We start from the raw sequence: 22,863 nt of genomic DNA on the forward strand, positions 1-22,863 counted from the left end.
ATGTATCAATTAGACGAAAAAATTTATTTCTACGTATTGGGGATTATCCCGTTTTTGGTGGTTTTGTTTATCGGTTACAGGATATGGCAAAGGCAAACCCAGAAGCGCTTTGCTGATGCGGAAACTCTAAATAAATTAAGTCCCAACAAATCGACTTTTAAGTCATCTTTAAAGCTTGTTTTGATATTGTTAGCCATTAGCTGTTTGGCTATTGCACTTGTCAATCCAAAGATTGGAACTAAAATGGAAACTGTTAAACGCGAAGGGGTGGATATCGTTTTTGCTATTGACGTTTCCAAAAGTATGATTGCGGAGGATATTGCCCCAAATAGGATTGAAAAGGCCAAACGATTGGTCTCTGAAATCATTAACAACTTGGCCTCAGATCGAATCGGAATTATCGCCTATGCTGGTCAAGCCCATCCTCAATTGCCTATAACCACGGATTATTCAGCTGCAAAGATGTTTTTGCAAAGTATGAATACTGATATGATGTCATCTCAGGGAACAGCTATTAATGAAGCTATAGAGTTGGCTACAACTTATTTTGATGACCAAGACCAAACCAATAGAGTACTGTTTTTAGTATCTGATGGAGAGGATCACTCCAATGCCACCAAGGATGCCGTGGAAGAAGCTAGTGCTGAAGGGATCAAAATATTCACCATTGGAATAGGAACTGCCAAAGGTGGCCCTATGCCGATTCGCGTAAATGGCGTGGTGGATTCATATAAAAAGGACAATAATGGAGATGTGGTTATTACTAAGTTAAATGAACCCGTTCTTCGTGCCATCGCACGTGAAGGAGATGGTGAGTATATAGATGGAACTAATACTACTGCAGTGATTGAACAGGTAACTGACCTGCTAAGCCAAATGGACAAGACTGAGTTTGAATCTAAGCAATTTGCCGATTTTAAAGATCAGTTCCAATGGTTTATTGCAGCAGCGATTCTATTGCTATTTTTGGATATTTTTCTCTTGGAGCGCAAGACAGTTTGGATCCAAAAATTAAATTTGTTTAATGAAAAGAGATATGATCAGTAGGAAAACAACATTACGAAATTCAAGGTCCAAGACCTGTGCATCAGAGCTACTAATGTTGGCTGTGCTTTTGTTGTGTTGCGTGAATGCTACCGCTCAGGATAGTAAACTTCTAAAACAACAAGAAAAAGCAGCGGAAAATTCTTTGGATTTAACCTTCCAGGGCAATTCAGATCTAACACAAAATCAAGATGACATTCAGGCTGAGATGGCCTATAGAAGAGCTATTTCAGAGAATGATAGCAATAGTGTAGCTAAGTATAATTTAGGAAATCTATATTACAATAACAACAGTATGGGAGAGGCTTTTATGCGTTACAAAGAGGCTGGTTTAAATTCCCAAGACAAAGCAGAAAAGCACAAGGCTTATCACAATCTAGGAAATGTGTTTATGAAGAATAAAGAGTTTTCTAAGGCCGTTGAAGCCTACAAGGAAGCCCTACGAAATGATCCTACCGATGATGAGACGCGTTATAATTTGGCCTTAGCTAAGCAGGAGCGTGAAAAGCAACAAGACCAGAACCAGGACAACCAGGATAAGGAAGATGAAAATGATCAAAAGGATCAAAATCAAGACAACAAAGATCAAAATCAAGATAATCAACAAAATAACCAGGATAAGAAAGACGACAATAAGGGGGAGGATAAAAAGGATGAGCAAGGGGATCAGAAGGATAAAAATCAGCCAGAGGATCAAGGTCAAGAGCAGCCTCAGGATAATAAACCTGATCAAGGTGATAAACAACCCAATGAACAACCCCAAGAAAATCAACAACCACCTCGACCAAATCAACTATCACCACAGCAAATAAAGAATATCCTTGAGGCCATGAATAATGAGGAGAAAAAAGTTCGTGAGCGAATCAATGCAGAAGAAGTGAAAGGTAAACCGATTAAAAATGAAAAAGACTGGTAAACAACCATGAAATATAAAGTTTATATATTACTATTGTTTGCATGTGTTACTGGAGTATTAACAGCTCAGGATACAGCGGTTAAATTTGAGGCAAAAGTCAGTAAATCTGAATTAGGCGTCAATGAGCGACTGCGTATCGAATTTACCATGAATAAGGACGGAGATAATTTCGTGCCACCTTCTTTCGCTGGTTTTCAAGTACTTATGGGACCAAACCAATCCGTAAGTCACTCTTGGGTAAATGGGAAAAGATCATTTTCAAAAACCTATTCTTATATATTAAATCCACAATCCAAAGGGACCTTTACTATACGGCAAGCTGAGGTGGAAATCCAGGGGGATATCTATAAAACAACTCCAATTACGATAACCGTATCTGAGGCAGTAAATGATCCTAATGCTCCCCCTTCTGCAAATGAAATAGCGGGGGATAATCTGCATTTGGTTGCCGAGGTTTCTAATTCGAGTCCTTATTTAAATGAGGCTGTTAGTGTTGTTTATAAATTATACGTGAGTCCACGGATCAATGTATCTAACTTTGTTCCTAAGGCCAATCCAACTTATAACAATTTTTGGTCTCAAGATATTAGGGTGAGCCGTTATCAAGTAGAAACAGGTCTTTATAAGGGGGAGCAATACAGGTATGTGATACTGAAAAAAACGGTGTTGTATCCTCAAAAATCTGGGAAACTTGAGATTGAACCTCTAGCACTAGAAGTTACAGTTGATGTACCGACCAACCGAAGAGATATATTTGGTGGTCGTTTGTACAACCAAATCAATAAAACCGTTACCGCAGGTAAACGCACCCTTACAGTAAAACCACTGCCTGAACAAGGAAAACCAGCTGGATTTACAGGTGCTGTAGGTCAATTTAACTTTGATGTGGAAACTTCAAAATCAGATCTAAAAGCTAACGAATCACTTACTGCGAAAATACAAGTTACAGGAACTGGGAATTTAAAACTTTTTGAATTACCAAAATTAATTCTTCCAAGTTCATTGGAGGTGTACGAGCCTGAATTAGTGGAAGATGTCACTACGACACTCTCAGGAAGTAGGGGTACGAAATCTAATAATTATACCATTGTGCCACAGTACAAAGGGAAGTATCCAATTCCAAGTGTGGCATTTTCTTATTTTGATCCCGTTAAAGGAGAGTACAATACACTGACTTCACAACAATTGTTAGTCAATGTATTTGAAGGACCTACCAATAACGTGGATACGGCTGATACTGGAGTAGTGAAACAAAGTGTTGGAGCAGACGAAAATCAGTTTAGATTTATTAAACTCTCCACGACCTTATCTCCAAAATTAACATCAGTATTCTTTGGGTCCACTTTGTACTACCTATTGTTACTCCTGCCATTGTTAATAATACCAATAGCTATCCTAGTTGGTAAAAAACGAGCTGAAATGGCAGGTGATGTCATTGGAAATCGTGTTAGAAAGGCTAATAAACTTGCTAAGAAGTACCTTTCGGTGGCCAAAAGAAATATAGGAGACAAAGAAGCTTTCTACGAGTCTTTAGAGCGAGCTTTACACAATTATCTCAAAGCGAAATTAAAAATAGTTACCTCTGAGTTTAGCAAGGAGAAAATAAGTGAATTACTACTGGAGAGTGGCGTAGAGAATCAAGTGGTTGATGACTTTATTTCCATTCTAAAAAGTTGTGAATTGGCGCGTTATTCTCCCTCTAGTAAGGCAGCTATGGAAGAAGATTACCAAAGATCTGCTGATGTGATTTCTAAAATTGATAAACAACTCAAAAAATGAAAAAAGCCATATTAAAAAGCTTCAGATTTACGTTGTTTTTAGGCTTGATGTTTTATGCCTTGCCAACATTTGCCCAGCAAGGGAACATGGATTTGTTTGATAAGGCTAATAGTCTCTATAACAAGGGAGAGTACCAATTGGCCATTGAAGGTTATTTGAAAATTTCAGAAAGTGGACAACACTCCGCTGAATTGTATTACAATTTAGCCAACGCCTATTACAAGCTCAACCAAATCGCTCCGAGTATCTATTATTATGAAAAAGCCTTAATACTCAACCCTGGGGATGAGGATATATTAAACAATTTGAAGTATGCCCAAAACATGACCATTGATTCCATTGATGAGATGCCTAAAACTGGATTCGATCGATTGGTGTCTTCTACAGTTGATGTGTTCTCTCATAGGACATGGGCTATTGGTTCTATCCTGTTTATGGTGCTTTTTGTAGTGATGTTTCTTTTGTACTATTTCTCGAGTTATCACAGGTGGAAACGTCTTTATTTTGTGCTGAGCTTTTTGATGCTACTTATCGCTATAGGAGCTGCCTTAGGAGCTTACAAGCAGTATACAATTCAAAACAGTAAAACTCTTGCCATTATATTTGCCAAGGAAACATCCGTGACTTCAGAGCCAAATTTGGGAAGTGAAGAAATTTTTCAGTTGCATGAAGGGACCAAAGTCAATGTGCTTGATTCCTTGGGGCAATGGAAGAAAATCCGCCTATCTGATGGGAAGGTGGGATGGTTACCTCAAGGTGATCTTAGAATTATAAAAGATTTTTAATTTTTAGTTAACAAAATTTATTTTTCGATGCCTTATATTTGGCATTATAAAATTTTAAACTCCTACTTTGAATCCAAAAAAGAAGATACTTTCTTGTTTTTTTCTGATAATTTTCGGAGCCTTTTTGATTGCCCCTGCGGTAGTTAAAGTCATCGAGAGTAATGTGGATGTGGCAGTGTTTTTTAATGTTGCAGAAGAGGAGAAGACTGATAGTTCTACGAATCAGTTGAAGGAAGTCAAAGAATTGCCTTACCATAAATCTTCAGATTTGGCTATGGCAAGTTTGGAGCAGAAAAGATCTGAATATCATTTCTACATCTTACATAATTATGACATGGTGATTGATGTCTTATCACCGCCTCCTGAACATATCGCTTAATTTTTAGGTTAAAAATTTAAGTATAATAAAAAAAATGCTCGGTTAGTAACTGGGCTAAATGTATAGGTATGTTCAAAAATTTAAAAAATGATTTACCAGCATCGCTGGTAGTCTTCTTCGTGGCCTTACCTCTGTGTTTGGGAATTGCACTAGCAAGTGGTGCACCCTTATTCTCAGGTGTTATTGCTGGAATTATCGGAGGAATAGTTGTTGGAGGACTTAGCGGTTCTTCTATTGGTGTTAGTGGTCCAGCTGCGGGCCTAGCCGTGATAGTATTCGCAGCAATTGCAAATCTAGGATTTGAAAATTTTCTTGTAGCTGTTGTCATTGGTGGTGCGCTACAAATTCTCCTTGGGATACTCAGAGCAGGTGTTATTGGATATTATTTTCCCTCTTCTGTTATTAAAGGAATGTTAGCCGGTATTGGTATCATTATATTCGTAAAGCAGATACCATTAGTCTTTGGAATCGATTCATCTGCAGTATCAGCAGAAGGTTTAGGTGAACTATTTAGTTTGATTAACCCAAGTGTGGTGATTATTTCAGTATTATCACTAGGAATTCTATTACTTTGGGATAAAGTATTAGTTAAAAAGCATGACATTTTTAAGGTAATTCCTGGTCCACTTGTGGCCGTTGTAGTTGGGGTTGTTTATTTTTTATTTTCTCAATCCGTTTCTGGTTTACAAATTTCAGGAAATCAGTTAGTTAATGTACCTGTTCCAGAGGATTTTAATTCGTTTATAGGTCAGTTTAGTTTTCCGAATTTTGCTGCTCTTAGCAATCCAGAGGTTTGGATCACAGGCTTTACCATTGCTGTTGTAGCTAGTCTTGAGACTTTATTATGTGTAGAGGCAACCGATAAATTGGATCCAGAGAAAAGGATTACACCTACCAATAGAGAGCTTTTGGCTCAAGGAGCAGGTAATATGTTGTCAGGTTTTATTGGAGGACTTCCAATCACTCAAGTAATTGTAAGGAGTTCAACAAATCTACACGCAGGTGGTAAAACGAAATTATCACCTATTCTTCATGGCTTTTTAATATTGATTTCGGTGATTTTAATTCCGACTTTTTTAAATATGATTCCAATTGCTGTATTGGCATCCGTTTTACTAATTGTCGGCTATAAATTGGCAAAACCAGAATTGTTTAAGCGCATGATATCACTTGGAGCTTCACAATTTGTTCCCTTTATAATCACTGTGCTTGGTGTGGTGTTTGCTGACCTTTTAATTGGAATTGGTCTTGGTTTAGCAGTAGGTATTATTACGATCCTAATCAATAGTTATCAGAATTCTCATTTTCTCCAAGTTGAACAAAAGGACAACGGTGGACAGGTAGTAAAAATGACTCTTGCAGAGGAGATTTCCTTTTTAAACAAAGGAGCCATTTTAAATGAGTTAAATAGATTGCCAGAACAAGCTGTATTGGAATTGGATGTGAGGAAAACCGTCAGACTTAACTATGATATTCTGGAAATACTAGATGATTTCGCGTATACATCAAAGCAGAAAAACATAGGGGTCAGACTGATCACAGCACAGGGAATTGTAGAAAATCCTAACAATTTTTCTACTCTTTTGTCATCAAAAACAAAGAAAGAAGTCGCATAATCAACATTAAAAATTAATACTTTTGTCAAAAATAAACATAATGAACACTGAAGCAGTATTTGAGAACAACAAAAAGTGGATCGCCCATAAATTGGAATTAGACCCTGAATATTTTAGTAAGCTTGGTCAAGGCCAAGATCCTAAGCTTTTATATATAGGGTGTTCCGATAGCCGAGTTACCGCAGAAGATCTTATGGGACTGGGACCTGGGGAAGTTTTTGTACATCGTAATATTGCCAACTTAGTTGTAGGGACGGATTTAAATGCCATGTCTGTGGTAGAATACTCTGTGAAACATTTAAATGTGGAACACGTAGTAATTTGTGGACATTACGGTTGCGGTGGAGTTAAAGCTGCTATGCAATCGGCTGACCTAGGAGTTTTAAATCCTTGGCTGAGAAATATTCGTGATGTATATCGTTTACATCAAAAAGAATTAGACGCCATAGAAGATCCTGAAAAACAATACAATCGACTCGTTGAGCTTAACGTACAAGAGCAATGTGTGAATCTGATTAAAACTGCGGTTATTCAAAAGGCGGTTCGTGATCACGATTTAAAGGTTCATGGTTGGGTATTCGACATCAAAACTGGAAAGTTAATTGATCTTAAGATTGATTTAGATGGAATACTAAAATACATCATGCAAATATATAAGCTGGATTAAATTCAGTTGATATTTTTTTATAAAGAAGCATCTCATAGAGGTGCTTCTTTAGTTTAAAGCATTTAGCAAAAGCTTAAATAGAGTCTTGTTGACTATGTGGATTTTGTTTCAAGGGAACTTGATTGTTGTCAAAATCAAAATTGAGTTTTTCTAAGGTAGGCTCCTCACGTAATACCCAAGCAAAAATGTAATTTCCTACACTTTTTACCTTCCCATAGGTAATAGAACTCTCCAATGTATTTTGATTTATCAGCCCAAAACTTTGATTTCCACGATCAATAAAAACTAGTATTGCGCCCAAAATGATGGCAATCTTCACCCCGCCAAGAACAGCTCCGAAGAGCTTGTTTATAAATCCTAAGGCCGCAAAATTAGCAATCTTGGTTAGTAATCTCCCGATAAGTGAAACAGCGATGATGATAATGATAAAGGTTAGCGCGAAAGCAATAAGACTTATATAGCTAGGGTCCCACTGTACTTCCTGCTTCATAAAGTCACCTATGAAGTATGAAAAATGAATTGCACCATAGATTCCAATAATAAAAGCGAGTATAGAGGCGACCTCTATAAAAAATCCTTTTAAAAAGCCACGGACAACTCCATAAAGTAATAATCCTCCGATAATAATATCAATGTAATTCATCTATATCCACTCAAGTAATTTAACAAATATAATATTTTTAGCCGATAGAAGTTCTAAGGCAACAAATGTGAATTTAGTTGATTACTTTTGCAGTAAAATTTATGAAATGGCAAGAGATGAGGACTTGAAGTTGAAATGGAACACACTAGTGGAGAAGCTCTCTAATCGTTTCTCGGAGGGTGAAGACTTAGATTTAGAATCCATTATATACCTTGTTGGAGTTCAGGAGTTAGGGCAGTTAAATAGAGGGTTTAAAAAGGATGAGAAATTAAACCTAATGCACATTGCTATCTGTAAATTATTAGAGCCCTACGGCTATTACGAGTTTGATTTCTACGATGAGGATGGATGGCCCCATTATACTGTTAAAGATCAATTACCTAATCTTAAGGCAGGTGAACAATCTGTATTAATGAAAGAAGCTTTAGTACAGTATTTTACACAGAACGGCTACTTAGACTGATCCCGAAATCTAATTTAGGGAGATCGTTAGAATAATTACTTCAAGTAAAGAAGGTATTTTATTAAGAATAATTAAATTTGCGCATTCAAAGACAAGACGTATGATATCGACCATTAAGGAACATATTGAAAAGGTAAATGCATTTTCAAGCGATCAATTAGAGGAAGTAGAGAGTTTCAGAATTCAATACTTAGGGAAGAAAGGAGTTCTTAATGCTTTTTTTGCAGAGTTTAAAAATGTACCTAACGAGCAGAAGAAAGAATTTGGTCAAGTGATCAATGAACTAAAAAATGCTGCTCAGGACAAGGTAACTTCTCTTAAGGAGTCCTTGGAAAATAGTGCTAGTTCCACTGCTCAATATGGTGATTTAACTCGACCTGGGATGCCATATGAAGTGGGATCAAGACACCCGATATCTCTAGTTAAAAATCAGATCATTGATATTTTTTCACGTATTGGTTTTAATGTCTCCCAAGGGCCTGAGATTGAAGATGACTGGCATAATTTTACTGCCTTAAACTTACCAGAATATCACCCTGCCAGAGATATGCAGGACACCTTCTTTGTACAAACTGATCCAGATATTCTTCTAAGAACACATACATCTTCGGTACAGGTACGTTATATGGAAAATAACAAACCTCCTATTAGAACGATCTCACCAGGGCGCGTGTATAGAAACGAAGCGATTTCATCACGTTCTCACTGTTTCTTTCACCAAGTGGAAGGCTTGTATATAGATAAAGGTGTTTCATTTGCTGACTTAAAGCAAACTCTTCAGTTTTTCACTCAAGAAATGTTTGGGAAATCTAAGATTCGTCTACGTCCATCATACTTTCCATTTACCGAGCCTAGTGCTGAGGTAGATGTATATTGGGGTCTTGAAACTGAAACTGACTACAGGATGACTAAAGGTACTGGTTGGCTTGAAATTATGGGCTGTGGTATGGTGGATCCTAATGTATTGGAAAATTGTGGAATCGATTCTAAAGAGTACACTGGTTTTGCTTTTGGAATGGGTATTGACCGTATAGCACTGTTATTGCATCAGATTTCAGATATTCGTCTGTTGAGTGAAAATGACCTTCGCTTCTTAAAGCAATTTAAATCAGTGTTATAGTGAAAAAGGATATACAAATTCCTATTGCAGAGGATGTTTTTGTGGTTGCGATTCATCAGTGGGATGAAGAAAAGTTAAATAAGGATTGGTGGGTGTATTTGATTAACAACCAAAAACAGGCTTTAGAAGCTACTATTTTAGTATCTAAAGGTTATGGAGACGGATTAAAAACATCTACAATCAGACATGGTTTTGGAACTCTAGAACCAAAATCTGCAACCAAGGTTGAGTTACTCCAAGAAGAAGTATTTAAATTATCCAATGAGTTCTTTTTAACTTTCTTTAAGGATGGGAAACTTTTTGAGAAAAAGTTTGTTTTTGAACCTTATCAACTTTCTGAAGAAAATATTGCTGATATTCCTCTTGTGGACGAAAAAGGCATACTAGCCAAATAAGAAACTCCTTGATTTAGAAAGTATTTCACACTTTTAACCTGAATTTATATTTGCATAGTACCCAAATTTACTGGGGTAAAGATTGTTAAACATGTCGATATTCAGCGATAATAATTTATAAATTTAGTTAATTAACTATTTGATTAGCAATGTGATAAGGCGATTAACTTTTAATTAACAAATTATTAACTTTGATTAGTTCGGTTAAAACCGAACTAAGTGTACTTTTGTGCTCGTTAAATTTAGTTATGGCAAATCCATTGGAATTATTAAAAATTAAAAAGCAGTTAATTGAGGAGATGGGCGTGTATTTTGAAAGTCAAGATGTACTCTCACCATTATCTTCAAGAATATTTGCATTTCTTGCCCTGACAGGGAATTCTGGAGCCACCTTCGATGAAATTGTCGAAGAATTAGAGGTGAGCAAGAGTTCTGTATCCACTAATCTTCAATTATTACAAACTATGGGAAGGGTTGGATACTATACTAAATCAGGAGATCGAAGGCGTTATTTTAAGATTGCCGAACACAACATGGTGAACCGATTGGATGATAAAGTAGCCTCATGGGAGCGTGAGAAGGTACTTCACATGAAGGTTCTAGAGTATAAGAAGTTACAATTTGAAAATTGTTCATTAACAAAGGAAGAACAACAACGAGAAATGGGATTTTCTACCCATTATATTGAGTTTTTAGAAAGTATGATTGAAAGCTTGAAAAAACTTAAAAATAATATATTAATAACCATCAATCAGGAACAAAAATGAGGGCAAAATTGAATTTAAAATTATTCTCCATAGCAATAGCATTAACTCTTGGTGCTTGCGGCGGAAAAGAACAACAAGGTGCAGCACAACAGGCCTTACCTTTTCCAGTAGTGAAAGTAGGATCTAAACAGGTTGCTGGACACAGTAGTTATCCGGCGAGCATAGAAGGTATTGTCAATAGTGATATTCGTGCTAAAGTATCTGGTTATATAAAAGAGGTGTTGGTCGATGAGGGCGAGAAAGTCCGAGCTGGCCAAACACTTTTTAGACTTGAAACAGCATCCTTATCTCAAGAAGCCGAGGCTGCTAAAGCAACCGTTAATGCGGCTCAGGTTGAAGTTGATAGATTAGGACCTCTTGTTGAGAAAGGAATTGTTAGTAATGTACAACTTGAAACTGCTAAGGCTAAATTAGCTCAGGCAAAAAGTACGCACAACAGTATTGCAGCAAACATTGGTTATGCAACTGTAAAGAGTCAAATCAATGGATATGTTGGAGCTATTCCTTACCGAGTAGGGTCATTAGTAAGTCCTGCAGATCCAACTCCGCTCACTACGGTTTCTGATATTAGTGAGGTATATGCTTATTTTTCTATGAATGAAAAAGATTACCTTGACTTTATCCAAAACGCCGAGGGAGAAACACTTCAGGATAAATTGGACAATTTCCCTGAGGTAAGTCTAGAGCTAGCAAATGGTAGCATATACAAAGAGAAAGGGAAAATCCAAACAGTCACTGGTCAAGTTAATCAGAGCACTGGTACGGTAAGTTTTCGAGCTATTTTTGAGAACCCCAATCTAATCGTTACCAACGGTAATAGTGGTAAAATTTTAATTCCTTCAACCTATACTGATTCCCCAGTAATTCCTCAAGCGGCAACCTTCGAAAGACAAGGTCAGATCTTAGTGTATCACGTGAAGGAAGATAATACAGTTTCTGCTGATGTAATTGAAATTACAGATAGAATCGATAATTTGTATGTTGTCAAATCAGGAGTCGAAGAGGGTGATGTTATAGTATCTGAAGGTGTTGGTAAACTACGACCAAACATGGCTATCGTTCCTCAGGAAGTTTCTTACGATAGCGTAGTTAAGCCACTAGAAATCTTGTTTAAGTAATATAAGGATCTCACGATTAAATTGTAAGACATGATAAAAACGTTTATAGAGAGACCTGTTTTATCCACAGTGATCTCGATCATTATAGTAATATTAGGTGTTTTAGGGGTGACTACCCTACCTATTGAACAATACCCAGATATTGCGCCACCAACTATTACGGTTTCTGCTACTTACCCAGGGGCAAACGCTGAAACCATTTTGGAGAGTGTTATTATCCCGATCGAAGAACAAGTGAATGGGGTGGAAGGAATGACCTACATTACTTCTACCGCTACCAATGCTGGTACGGCTGAAATCACTGTATATTTTGATCAAGATACAGATGCCGATATCGCATCGGTTAACGTGCAAAACAGGGTAGCTCGTGCGAATCCTTTATTACCTCAAGAGGTGATTCAGACAGGGGTGACCACTCAAAAGCAACAAACGAGTGCACTTATGTTTATGTCGTTCTATTCAACCAATGAAAATTATGATGCGACATTCTTGGCTAACTACCTAAAAATTAATGTTACTCCTGAAATTCAGAGGGTTAATGGGGTTGGTAATGTGCAGGTGTTTTCTTCACAGGATTACTCGATGAGAATTTGGTTGAAGCCTGAGAAATTAGCGGCTTATAACCTTATTCCTACCGATGTAATGGCAGCTCTTAATGAGCAGAGTTTGGAAGCAGCTGCTGGTTCTCTTGGTGAGAACAATGGAGAAGCTTTCTCTTATGTAATTAAATATAGCGGTCGATTTAAGACTGAAAAACAATATGAGGATATTATAATTAAGGCCTTAGGCAATGGGGAGTACCTCAAATTAAAAGATGTGGCGGAGATTGAATTAGATGCTTTTTCTTATGCCTCAAGTGCCAAGACTAATGGATATCCAAGTGTGAGTATGGGTATATTCCAGACAAAGGGATCCAATGCTCAGGAAATTATTGAAAACATTAAGGACAAACTAGATGAGATGTCAGCTACTTTCCCTGAGGGAATAGATGTCTTTATTCCTTATGACACTAACGTATTCTTAACAGCCTCAATTGACAAGGTGATAAATACGCTCATTGAAGCCTTTATACTGGTGTTTATAGTAGTATTTATTTTCTTACAAGATTTTAGGTCTACTTTAATTCCAGCCATAGCAGTGCCAGTGGCAATTGTGGGTACATTCTTCTTTTTGAATGTATTCGGTTATTCGATAAACTTATTAACCTTGTTCGCTTTAGTTCTAGCTATTGGTATTGTGGTGGATGATGCCATTGTGGTGGTCGAAGCGGTCCATGCTAAAATAGAAGAGGGTGGATCAAAAACCGCCATGGAAGCTACTCATAGCGCCATGGGAGAGATTACTGGAGCTATTATATCCATTACCTTGGTGATGTGTGCGGTGTTTATACCAGTGACCTTTATTCAAGGACCTACTGGGGTGTTTTATGAACAGTTCGGGGTTACGTTGATTGTGGCTATTTTAATTTCAGCGGTGAATGCCTTGACTTTGAGTCCTGCATTATGTGCGTTGTTTTTAAAAACACACTCAGAGGAGGAGAAAAAGAAAAAGAGCTTTTTACAACGTTTCTATGATGCTTTTAATAGAGGTTTTAATGCCACAACAGAAAGATACGGTAGAGCATTAGGTTTCTTAGTGAAAAACAAATGGATATCGGTAGTGATGTTATTGGCATCAGCAGCTGGTATATACTGGGCAACAATGGTCACTCCTACTGGGTTTGTTCCAAATGAAGATAGAGCAATGATGTTTGTTAACGTGGAGCTACCTCCTGGGTCCTCTATGGACAGAACGGCACAAGTAAATGATCAATTATACAATAAGATTAAGGACATGCCTGGTCTTGATGGTGTAACATTGATTACTGGATTTAGCTTGATCGGTGGTCAAGGAAGTAACTACGGTTTAGGATTCATTAAATTAGATGATTGGAGCCTTCGTGAAGATGAAACACTTTCCGTTGATGCTATTACCAAAAATCTCTTTGGTGTAGCGGCTACAATACCTGGAGCAAATATTATTTTCTTTGCGCCTCCAAGTGTACCTGGATTTGGTATGTCTGCTGGATTTGAATTTAATTTATTGGATAGATCAGGAGGAGCATTTACAGATCTTGATCAGGTAAATCAGGATTTTATCATGTCGCTTATGCAACATCCCGAAATTCAGTACGCTCAATCCTCATTTAATACCAACTATCCTCAATATGAAATGGAAATTGATGTTCCAGTTGCTAAGAGCTTAGGAGTACCTATTAGTTCGATTTTCTCCACCTTACAGGGGTATATTGGAGGGATCTATGCAGCTGACTTTTCTAGATTTGGTAAGCAGTACCGAGTGTTTTTACAAACACTTCCTGAGGACAGAGCAAATTTAGAATCACTTGATGGATTATATGTAAGAACTGGCGATGGGCAAATGGCTCCTATCACTCAATTCATTACTCTCAAAAGAGTTTATGGACCACAGTCGGTAACACGTTTTAACTTGTATAATTCTACCAATGTTTCTGGAGCAACCAATCCAGGATATAGTACGGGAGATGCGATTAATATTATTGAACAAGAAATTACAAACCTTTCAACGGACTATGATATTGCTTATTCAGGTTTAACACGTGAGGAGGTTAATGCTGGAAGTCAAACGGTTTTAATTTTTATTTTAAGTATTGTGTTTGTGTACTTCCTACTCGCCGCTCAGTATGAAAGTTATATGCTTCCATTTGCTGTGATTCTATCACTGCCATTAGGGGTGTTTGGTGCTTATTTCACCACAATGATCGCTGGTTTGGAGAACAATATTTATTTCCAAATTGCACTGATAATGTTAATTGGTCTTCTGGCGAAAAACGCGATTTTGATCGTCGAGTTTGCCATACAAAGACGCAAAAGAGGAGAAAGTCTTACCGATGCGGCCATACACGGGGCTAAGGTTCGTTTACGTCCTATCTTAATGACCTCATTTGCCTTTATTTTAGGATTGATGCCTTTGGTACTTGCTGGTGGTGTAGGTGCTGCTGGAAACCGATCTATCGGTACTGGTGCTGTTGGTGGATTGTTTATTGGAACCGTTTTAGGGGTATTTGTAATTCCTGTACTTTTTGTTGTGTTCCAATGGTTACAAGAGAAGGTAAGTTCAAAAAAAGAACCATTCACTGAAATTGAAGCTTAATAAATTAAACAATGATGAAAATCAAAACATATAAAGTTTTACTTGGTCTTGCGGTTCCATTTTTGCTACAATCTTGTTTTGTAGCTAAGAATTACGAACGACCAGAGGTTGAAACCGAGAATTTATATAGAACAGATCAGATTTCCCTCGATAGTACTTCCCTTGGAATGGTATCGTGGAGAGATTTGTTTGATGATCCGATATTAAAAGGACATATTGATACTGCACTGGCTAACAACTTGGATATACGAGTTGCTTTACAGCAGATTGCTGCAACTGAGGCATACCTTAAACAAGGTAAGGCTGGCAATTACCCTACTTTAGGTATAAATGCTACTGCGACTCGTACTGAAAATTCGGAGAACAGTCAATTCGGAAGTGTTTTTAGTGGTGCGATGACTCAGTATGATTTATCAGCTCAACTGTCTTGGGAGGCTGATATATGGGGTAAAATTAGAAGTAATAAACGTGCTTTTCAAGCAACTTACTTACAGAGCATAGAAGCTCACAAGGCTGTAAAAACAGAATTGGTTGCTGCCATTGCTTCTATGTATTATCAATTGCTTTCTTTAGATAAGCAACTTGAGATTACTCAGCAGACCATTGAAACACGCGAAGGTAGTTTAGAAACAACCAAAGCGTTGAAAGAAGCTGGGATGTTAACTGAAGTGGCAGTTCAACAAACAGCTGCACTTTTGTACAATGCTCAGTCTATTCAAATAGATATCGAGAATCAAACTAAAATTTTAGAGAATGCGTTTTCTATTCTCTTAGGAGAACCCGCTCATGGAATTGAACGTGGTATCCTTGAGGGTCAAGAAATCACTACAGATTTGGTTACAGGAGTACCTTATTTGTTACTTCAAAATAGACCTGATGTATTAGCTGCTGAATTTGGTTTGATCAATGCTTTTGAGCTAACTAATGTCGCTAGAAGTAGTTTCTATCCATCGATCACCTTAGGGGCTACTGCTGGTTTCCAAAGTATGGAATTTGACAAGTGGTTAGATGCAAGTTCATTCTTTAATACTTTAGTTGGAGGTTTAGTTCAGCCAGTTTTGAACGGACGAAAAATTAGAACCCAGTATGAAGTTTCTAAAGCGCAGCAAGAACAAGCGGTATTGTCTTATAAAAAGGCTTTGCTTACCGCTGGAGGAGAAGTGTCCGATGCTCTATATAATTATGAAGCAACTACGGATAAAATCGAGTTAAAGGAGAAAGAGTACCAAGCCTATAGATTGGCCTCTGAATATTCGGAAGAATTACTTAATCAAGGTTTAGCTAACTATCTTGAGGTATTGAATGCCCAGGAGAATGTACTTAATTCTCAATTAGCATTAGTTAACAATAAATACTTGCAATTAAACGCTATTGTAAATCTCTACCAGGCCTTAGGAGGCGGATGGCAATAATATGCACAGATAAAGAAATATTCCTTCTATGATCAATATAACCCTCGCAAATTGCGGGGGTTTATTGTAAACCATAATTTTTTTTCAAAGTCAACTTCCTTTTTGCGCATTACCCCTTTTAAATTGTCGTAATGCACCATCTTTTCTGCCCTTTGCTTTAAATATCTTTGGAGTATCAACTCATTTAGTATTCAAATCTTTAAATCAAAATCTTATGTCAGACAATAGTGTTAGATTACACCGAATTTTAACAACATCTGTTGAGAAGGTCTTTAGAGCTTTCTCGGACAACGATGCATATTCCTCTTGGATTTCGCCTTATGGTCATATATGTACAATTGATTCTAGAGAATTTAAAGAGAAAGGGAGTTATAAGATGGCCTTTAAGAATTTTACCACTGGTAACGGCCATAGTTTTGGAGGTGAATTCTTAGAAATCACCAAAAACAAAAGCATCACCTATACGGATCGATTTGACGATCCTAACTTACCAGGTGAAATTCTAACAACTGTGGAGTTTAAGGAAGTGATGTGCGGAATGGAGCTAACAATACATCAAACGAATATACCTGAAGCGATTCCTGCCGAATTGTGTTATTTGGGTTGGCAGGAATGCCTCGATAAGTTAAAGCGACTTGTTGAGCCAGAAATAACAGATATGTAAAAAGTTTTATTGTTTAGCTTTTTCCTTTTCTGCAGCGATTAGGGCATCAACAGTAGTATTCAGTTTTTCTTTATCTTGATAAATAGGGTCTAAATCGACGATTTCTACTTTTCTGAATTCAATCGGATGACTTTCACTTTGAAGTGATATAAAACCTTCTGTTAAAGCTTTTCCGTCTTGTTTAACAGCTGGGTCGAAAGGTTCTACACTTCCTCCACCAATCTGTGGTTTGGTGTATTGTAGAACAGTCTCACCTTCTAAGATATGCTTTACTATGGAATCTTTTAAAACAAGGAAAGTAGCTCGGACCCACTGATCACCATGGTAGGTTTTTGAATCAGAATTGGTACAATGTGGGGTGAATAGCTCACCATCCATTACTACATTCGTTCCTGGGGTACATAGATTAGATGTTGTGCGCTCATCTTTTCCATTTCCTCCTAGAAATTGTGCTTCTATACTTATGGGGAAATTCTGGTCTTTTAGCATAGTTCTTGGATCTTGTCCATGTAGCATGGCACCACTATTTCTCCAAGCCCATCCTTCACCACTGGCAATTTGCTCATCAATAAATCGATATTCTACCGCTAGAAAATAGGCAGAAAATGATTTGTCATAGAATAAGTGGCCATACTGATAGTCATATACATCATTGTAGCCGTCGTAGTTTACTAATATTTTACCGTCTTTTACCGAGAACGTATTAGCATAGTTCTCTCCAACTTCGTGCTTTGCTATCTTGGGAATCCATCCGTTAAGATCCTTGCCGTTAAAGAGTTGTTGCCAATTTACTTGAACTTCTGTTTCGGCCTTAACCTGAGTAGTTTCTGCTTTACTGGACGTTTTTTGCTCTTTACAAGCACTCAAAAAAATCAATCCTAAAATTAAAATCCCATATATTCTCATAAATAAAATGTGTAAGATCCACTGAATTTCAGCGGGAAGGAAATATATATTCCCGTGGTTATACTAGTTTTCTTAGTTTTCGAAATAGTTAAGGCAGTATCTAAAAATAGTTTAGCCCACCCGAAGGTAGGCTAAATTATTTTATTTGTCAACTATGAATTTTCTTTATTCAACGATGAACTTACCTTGCATAGCTGCAAAGTGTCCAGGGAAGCTACATAAGAAATCATAAGTTCCAGGCTCTGGAGCTTCAAACTCTATAGTAGTAGTTTCACCTCCACCAATTAATTCTGTGTGTGCAAGAACATCATCAGTTCCTTCAGGAATATATTCATTGTCAGCTGCTTCAACAGCAGCAGTAGCGAATGCGATTAAATCAGCACCTTTTTTAAGGATAACAAGGTTGTGTCCCATAACTTTTACATCAAGTTTACCAGTATGTTTTAGGGTGATAGTAACCTTTTCTCCTGATTTAACTCGAATTTCTTTGGTGCTGAATTTCATCATGTCATTCGCAGTGATAAGAACATCGTTTTGCGATTTCTGTTCACTAGCCGCTTTAGCTGGCGCTGCAGCTTCTTGCTCATATTGAAATTTCTCTTCTTTTTTTTCTTTTTTACCATCACCACAACTTATAATGGCTAAGGCAAATACGAATGCGATTAACTTACTATAGATATTCATTTTTACTAAAATTTTTATTACTATGCGAAGATACTGAATTCTTATTTTGATGGCTAATTTTAAAACAAGTTTGCTCAAATATTTATGGATAACAATTTGTTGAAGTATTCGGGGCATAACCATAAGTATATTACCTAGGTTGATTTAAAAAACGATGTTATGTCAGTGAGTTAAAATAATGGTTTTTGCTGGCTTTTAATATGAGTATTTAATTGGAAAAAAAAGCTGAGTTTGGAGATAAGTTTAATTCGCTTTTTAAACCTTGTAGCAGCTTGGTTTTCCCTTTAGATCTCAATTTTAAGTCAAGTTATTTTTATACTTTTGAAGGATTCGATGGTGAAATAAGACAACGAAATGGAACAAATCCGAGAATATTTTGAAAAAAACTTTGAACTCACAGAGCAAGATTGGCAAATTTTTTCTTCAAAACTTATTCAACGGGAGTTTGAAAAAAAGCATCTTTTATTAAGGCAGGGGCAGATTGAAAACCATCTTTCATTTATACAACAAGGAATCGTACGTTTTTATATTGCCAACCAGACCAGTGATCTCACCTTCTCATTTGCCTTTCACAATAGCTTTGTTAGTGGTTATAATTCCTTTTTGACACGATCCCCTTCAAGTTATTATATAGAAACGCTGACCAATACAGTACTGTGGCAACTGACCTATGAGGACCTACAAGAGATTTATAGACATACAAATATTGGGAATGCCATCGGACGACATGCTAGCGAAGATTTATTTCTAAAAAAATCACAAAGAGAACTTTCTCTGCTCAACGAAACAGCCCAAGAACGATATATAAACCTATTTGCTGAGCAACCCCAATTATTAAAAGAGATCCTTTTAAAATACATTGCTTCTTATATTGGGGTTACACCACAGGCACTAAGCAGGATACGTAAACGAATTTCTTAACCTAGGTTCATTGATTTGTCCCAAATAAGAATTGAACTTTGTAAAAAAAATTATGAGGCCATTATTTGTGTTACTCGGAGTATTTATTGCCTGCTTACTGATCACCAAATTAATTAGAGGTAATTACGAAATTGCTTTATCTGGCAGGATAGCCCTATCTGCCATGTTAGTCTTTACTGCAATAGGACATTTCATATTTACAAAAGGAATGTCCCTAATGATGCCAGATGGTATACCTTATAGAGAGGAAGTTATCTACTTCACAGGGATTCTAGAACTTGTGATAGCAGTTGATCTTTTGCTGGAGAATTATAGTGTTGTATCCGCTTGGGTACTAATTGTTTTTCTCCTGTTGGTTCTCCCCGCAAATATTTACGCTTGTGTAAAGGAGCTAGATTATCAAAATGCGACATTTGATGGAAACGGTTTGGCGTATCTGTGGTTTCGAATACCCTTACAGCTATTCTTTATAGCCTGGACTTATTTTGCAGTACTCCATAGATAAAGCATATTTGCCTTTTTTAAATGCTTACCGTAAATCTTGTATAAATTCAATTGTTCTCTGTTCATTATAATAAAATTCTCCATACTTGAAAAATCCGACATGTCCTCCATAAGCTGGCGATTCAAAAAACAAAAAAGGATGATTCTTTGCGATTTCTTTTGGAAAGCAACTTGGCGATAAAAACGAATCATTTAGAGCATTTAGAATAAGAGTCGGGATTTTAATCTGAGATAAATATTGCAGGGAACTACTTTTTCTGTAGTAATCCTCAGCATCTATAAAGCCATGAGCTTTAGAGGTATAGATGTCATCAAAATCTTTTAATGTTCTTATGCTATTAATAGCATTTATATCAATACGATCAGGGAATAGCAGCTGTTTTTGTCTTAGCTTCTCTAAGAGGGTTTTTTTAAATCTATAGGCGTAAATCCAATTTTTGGATTTGTGTAACTCTAACATCGTGCCATAGAGATCACAAGGGGCAGATACCGCAACCGCTGCTTTAATTTGATCTGGATAGTCCTGTTCGCCTAAGTACTTTAGTATTATATTAGCCCCAAGACTAAATCCATTTAGATAGATGTGTTGGTAGTGGTTTTTCGACACTATTGAATCCACTACAATTTTTAGATCATCTGATTTTCCAGAATGATATGAAGTATATAGTTTGTTGGGTCCACCTCCACAGCCCCTTAAATTTAAGCAAACGGCATCAATATTATGGTGATTAAATGCTCGGACACTTCCTCTCATATACGGACGACTACTGTCACCTTCTAGACCATGGACAATGATTGCAAGACTACTGGTTGTGTTGGCTGTTTTGCTCCAATCCAAATCAAGTGAATCCCCATCGGGCGTAGGTAGTTGAGTTCTGTGCAGTTGAATGTTTTCTATTTTTCTCATCCCACTAGCAAAAACAGTTGAAAAATGACCATTTCTAAAAGGAATTGGAGGACGATAAGTACTACTAAGAAGAGGCATAGCGTGAATTATAACTTAAATAGTATGCATGCATAGTATTTGTTTCTTAATTTTGCATAAGAGTGCTTAAAATTAATAAAAGATTCTAAAACAAGAATAGAAATTCACATGTATACAAAGGAATTTGAAATTAGGTGGAACGATTTGGACGCAAACAGACATTTAGCTAACAAGGCTTATGTTGAATTTGCAGCCCATACAAGAATGTCATTTTTAGTTGAAAGTGGATTTGACCAACGACTTTTAGCAAAAGCAAATATTGGACCTGTGGTCTTTTACGAGCACATTTATTATTTCAAGGAAGTTTTCAGCGGTCAACCTGTTCGAGTGAGTTTGGAGTTTAAGGGAATGAGTGAAGACGGAATGTTTTTTGAATTTCATCACAATTACTACGATCATAAAGGTAGGAACATCGCTCATTGTGAGATTATGGGAGCCTGGATTGATTTGAAAACAAGGAAACTGATTGGATTGCCTGAGGATGTACTTCCGTTATTTGATAAGGTGGAGCGTGCAGAAGGTTTTAGAATTCTTACTAAAGAAGACACCCGCAAACACACTAAAACACCAAAGGATCTACAATAATTTAATTTGCAGGCCTTTTAACTCGGGTAACAAGATACACACCAGTGAAAACAGTTGCAGCCGAAAGGATCTTTAAAAAAGTAAGCTTATCAGCACCCACCATTGTGGCAAATAGGATACCTACTAAGGGTTGCACATAAACAAAAGCACCAATAGTGGAAGCTTTAAGCTGTTTTAGGGCAAAAATGTTTAGTAAATAAGTGCTGAAGGTGGTTCCTACAACCACGTAGGTCATTCTCCAAATGGCGTCCCATGGTAGACTTGTCCATTTCACAGCTGTAAATTCACCTATGGTGAAAGGGATGTTTACCACAACACCTACAGTGAATAACCATTTCATGAGCGTGAAGGCATGATACTTTATGGTTAAAGGTTTTACGACGATTAAATAAATACCATAAGAAATAGCATTGATGATAAAAAGAATGTTCCCTAAGGTAACATTAGGTGCATTGTGTTGTATCTTTTCGCTAAAAAAGATCAAACCAAGAGCCCCTGCAAATCCAAGTAAAATACCTATTGTACGTATGGCAGTAATCCTTTCTCTAATCATAATTGCCGAGAGTATAAAGACAAAAATGGGAGTGATCGTTGCAATAACCGAACTGTTAATTGGCGTAGATAAACTCAGTCCTTTAAAGAACATTAGCATATTGATGACCATGCCAAAAACGGCACATAACAGAAGTCTGGGCCAGTCCTTGGATTGGATCTTTTCTCTTGGTCCAAAAAAACTAATAAGCCAAAACAAAATAGCCGCACCACTAACTCTAAGCATGATAAAGCCAAAAGGTTGAATGTGGGTTGGCATAACATCTTTTGCCACAGTATGATTAATACCGTAGATGACACTTGCTCCAAATGCTGCGAGAAGGGCTAAAACTCTTTTACTCATGAAAAGCTGCCTTTAGCTGCTTCTACAACCTTAGCACTGTTACCGACAAAGATTTTATTTTGATTGATAATTACGGGCCTTTTTAAAAATGTATAATGTTCTAAAAGGAGATTTTTGTAATCTTGCTCTGAGAGGACTTTGGATTTTAAATCACGTTCTTTATATAGCCTTGCGCGTTTACTAAACAGAGCTTCATAAGAACCGGCGAGTTCCTTCATTTGTTCCAATTCAGACACACTTATGGGTTCAGATTTAATATCCTGAAAGATGATATCTGAAGGAAAATCTAGTTGATCAATAATACGTCTACAAGTATCACAGGTGCTTAAATAATAGATCTTCTTCATGGTTATCTTGACTTTTAGGACAAAGTTAGGATAATTAAGCTATTATCTGAAATATAGGCTGTTGCTTAGTGATTGCTTTGTAAGGAAAGTGTTATAT

The 22,863-nt window shown here is 37.0% G+C and carries 24 protein-coding genes; 18 read left to right on the forward strand and 6 right to left on the reverse strand.

What is annotated here, in order from left to right; all coding sequences use genetic code 11:
* The 7 genes from I215_RS08865 to I215_RS08895 all read left to right on the forward strand — a co-directional run bounded on the left by I215_RS08865 (nucleotide 1) and on the right by I215_RS08895 (nucleotide 7,186).
* The gene (locus tag I215_RS08865) at nucleotides 1-1,047 is read left to right on the forward strand and encodes a vWA domain-containing protein (RefSeq protein WP_008991623.1); all 1,047 of its coding nucleotides are present in this window, start codon (nucleotides 1-3) and stop codon (nucleotides 1,045-1,047) included.
* Nucleotides 1,025-1,960 carry a tetratricopeptide repeat protein gene (locus I215_RS08870; protein ID WP_008991624.1) on the forward strand — a complete coding sequence of 312 codons (936 nt, stop codon included), beginning with the start codon at nucleotides 1,025-1,027 and terminating at the stop codon, nucleotides 1,958-1,960. Before I215_RS08865 ends, I215_RS08870 begins: the two co-directional genes overlap by 23 nt.
* 6 nt (nucleotides 1,961-1,966) lie before the next feature.
* Nucleotides 1,967-3,739, forward strand: a complete 1,773-nt coding sequence (locus I215_RS08875) for a BatD family protein (protein WP_008991625.1) — start codon at nucleotides 1,967-1,969, stop codon at nucleotides 3,737-3,739.
* Nucleotides 3,736-4,524 (forward strand): tetratricopeptide repeat protein, encoded by a 789-nt coding sequence (locus I215_RS08880; protein WP_008991626.1) that lies wholly within the window; start codon nucleotides 3,736-3,738, stop codon nucleotides 4,522-4,524. Before I215_RS08875 ends, I215_RS08880 begins: the two co-directional genes overlap by 4 nt.
* Before the next feature lie 124 nt (nucleotides 4,525-4,648).
* A complete protein-coding gene (locus I215_RS08885; protein ID WP_156800244.1) occupies nucleotides 4,649-4,903 on the forward strand; it encodes a hypothetical protein in 255 nt (84 codons plus the stop codon).
* 68 nt (nucleotides 4,904-4,971) lie between these two features.
* Entirely contained in the window at nucleotides 4,972-6,519 is a 1,548-nt protein-coding gene (locus tag I215_RS08890) for a SulP family inorganic anion transporter (RefSeq protein ID WP_008991628.1), read from the forward strand.
* 40 nt (nucleotides 6,520-6,559) lie between these two features.
* Entirely contained in the window at nucleotides 6,560-7,186 is a 627-nt protein-coding gene (locus I215_RS08895) for a carbonic anhydrase (RefSeq protein WP_008991629.1), read from the forward strand.
* Between the two features lie 73 nt (nucleotides 7,187-7,259).
* Here the strand turns inward: I215_RS08895 and I215_RS08900 are convergent, their stop codons facing one another.
* Complete coding sequence (locus I215_RS08900) at nucleotides 7,260-7,829, reverse strand: CvpA family protein (RefSeq protein ID WP_008991630.1); 570 nt, start codon at nucleotides 7,827-7,829, stop codon at nucleotides 7,260-7,262.
* Nucleotides 7,830-7,935: 106 nt separating this feature from the next.
* On the opposite strand from I215_RS08900, the gene I215_RS08905 reads away from it, so the two are divergent.
* The 8 genes from I215_RS08905 to I215_RS08940 all read left to right on the forward strand — a co-directional run bounded on the left by I215_RS08905 (nucleotide 7,936) and on the right by I215_RS08940 (nucleotide 16,939).
* Nucleotides 7,936-8,292 carry a hypothetical protein gene (locus I215_RS08905; RefSeq protein WP_008991631.1) on the forward strand — a complete coding sequence of 119 codons (357 nt, stop codon included), beginning with the start codon at nucleotides 7,936-7,938 and terminating at the stop codon, nucleotides 8,290-8,292.
* A 100-nt stretch (nucleotides 8,293-8,392) separates the two neighbouring features.
* Nucleotides 8,393-9,412, forward strand: coding sequence for a phenylalanine--tRNA ligase subunit alpha (gene pheS / locus I215_RS08910; protein ID WP_008991632.1), 1,020 nt, complete (start codon nucleotides 8,393-8,395; stop codon nucleotides 9,410-9,412).
* A complete protein-coding gene (locus I215_RS08915) occupies nucleotides 9,412-9,807 on the forward strand; it encodes a hypothetical protein (RefSeq protein ID WP_008991633.1) in 396 nt (131 codons plus the stop codon). Before pheS ends, I215_RS08915 begins: the two co-directional genes overlap by 1 nt.
* 248 nt (nucleotides 9,808-10,055) lie before the next feature.
* Nucleotides 10,056-10,574 (forward strand): GbsR/MarR family transcriptional regulator, encoded by a 519-nt coding sequence (locus I215_RS08920; protein ID WP_008991634.1) that lies wholly within the window; start codon nucleotides 10,056-10,058, stop codon nucleotides 10,572-10,574.
* Complete coding sequence (locus tag I215_RS08925; RefSeq protein WP_008991635.1) at nucleotides 10,571-11,692, forward strand: efflux RND transporter periplasmic adaptor subunit; 1,122 nt, start codon at nucleotides 10,571-10,573, stop codon at nucleotides 11,690-11,692. The genes I215_RS08920 and I215_RS08925 overlap by 4 nt, the downstream gene beginning before the upstream one ends.
* Nucleotides 11,693-11,722: 30 nt before the next feature.
* Nucleotides 11,723-14,863, forward strand: a complete 3,141-nt coding sequence (locus I215_RS08930) for an efflux RND transporter permease subunit (RefSeq protein ID WP_008991636.1) — start codon at nucleotides 11,723-11,725, stop codon at nucleotides 14,861-14,863.
* 11 nt (nucleotides 14,864-14,874) lie between these two features.
* Entirely contained in the window at nucleotides 14,875-16,275 is a 1,401-nt protein-coding gene (locus tag I215_RS08935) for an efflux transporter outer membrane subunit (protein ID WP_156800245.1), read from the forward strand.
* 214 nt (nucleotides 16,276-16,489) lie between these two features.
* Nucleotides 16,490-16,939, forward strand: coding sequence for an SRPBCC family protein (locus tag I215_RS08940; protein WP_008991638.1), 450 nt, complete (start codon nucleotides 16,490-16,492; stop codon nucleotides 16,937-16,939).
* Nucleotides 16,940-16,945: 6 nt separating this feature from the next.
* Here the strand turns inward: I215_RS08940 and I215_RS08945 are convergent, their stop codons facing one another.
* Together I215_RS08945 and azu are read right to left on the reverse strand one after the other, a co-directional pair.
* Nucleotides 16,946-17,845 (reverse strand): 3-keto-disaccharide hydrolase, encoded by a 900-nt coding sequence (locus tag I215_RS08945; protein ID WP_008991639.1) that lies wholly within the window; start codon nucleotides 17,843-17,845, stop codon nucleotides 16,946-16,948.
* A gap of 165 nt (nucleotides 17,846-18,010) precedes the next feature.
* Nucleotides 18,011-18,529, reverse strand: a complete 519-nt coding sequence (gene azu, locus I215_RS08950; RefSeq protein WP_051009179.1) for an azurin — start codon at nucleotides 18,527-18,529, stop codon at nucleotides 18,011-18,013.
* 354 nt (nucleotides 18,530-18,883) lie between these two features.
* On the opposite strand from azu, the gene I215_RS08955 reads away from it, so the two are divergent.
* Both I215_RS08955 and I215_RS08960 read left to right on the forward strand, forming a co-directional pair.
* Complete coding sequence (locus I215_RS08955; protein WP_008991641.1) at nucleotides 18,884-19,450, forward strand: Crp/Fnr family transcriptional regulator; 567 nt, start codon at nucleotides 18,884-18,886, stop codon at nucleotides 19,448-19,450.
* Nucleotides 19,451-19,502: 52 nt separating this feature from the next.
* Entirely contained in the window at nucleotides 19,503-19,955 is a 453-nt protein-coding gene (locus I215_RS08960; protein WP_008991642.1) for a DoxX family protein, read from the forward strand.
* A gap of 24 nt (nucleotides 19,956-19,979) precedes the next feature.
* Here I215_RS08960 and I215_RS08965 read toward each other — a convergent pair whose 3' ends face one another.
* The gene (locus tag I215_RS08965) at nucleotides 19,980-20,939 is read right to left on the reverse strand and encodes a YheT family hydrolase (protein ID WP_008991643.1); all 960 of its coding nucleotides are present in this window, start codon (nucleotides 20,937-20,939) and stop codon (nucleotides 19,980-19,982) included.
* A 108-nt stretch (nucleotides 20,940-21,047) separates the two neighbouring features.
* On the opposite strand from I215_RS08965, the gene I215_RS08970 reads away from it, so the two are divergent.
* Complete coding sequence (locus I215_RS08970; protein WP_008991644.1) at nucleotides 21,048-21,524, forward strand: acyl-CoA thioesterase; 477 nt, start codon at nucleotides 21,048-21,050, stop codon at nucleotides 21,522-21,524.
* A 1-nt stretch (nucleotide 21,525) separates the two neighbouring features.
* On the opposite strand, the gene I215_RS08975 is transcribed toward I215_RS08970, so the two are convergent.
* A complete protein-coding gene (locus tag I215_RS08975; protein ID WP_008991645.1) occupies nucleotides 21,526-22,419 on the reverse strand; it encodes a DMT family transporter in 894 nt (297 codons plus the stop codon).
* Nucleotides 22,416-22,766: an arsenate reductase family protein gene (locus tag I215_RS08980; protein WP_008991646.1), complete on the reverse strand. Its 351-nt coding sequence runs from the start codon at nucleotides 22,764-22,766 to the stop codon at nucleotides 22,416-22,418. The genes I215_RS08975 and I215_RS08980 overlap by 4 nt, the downstream gene beginning before the upstream one ends.
* Nucleotides 22,767-22,863 lie beyond the last annotated feature (97 nt).

Source organism: Galbibacter marinus, assembly GCF_000300875.1.
In the GTDB taxonomy this organism is placed as follows: domain Bacteria; phylum Bacteroidota; class Bacteroidia; order Flavobacteriales; family Flavobacteriaceae; genus Galbibacter; species Galbibacter marinus.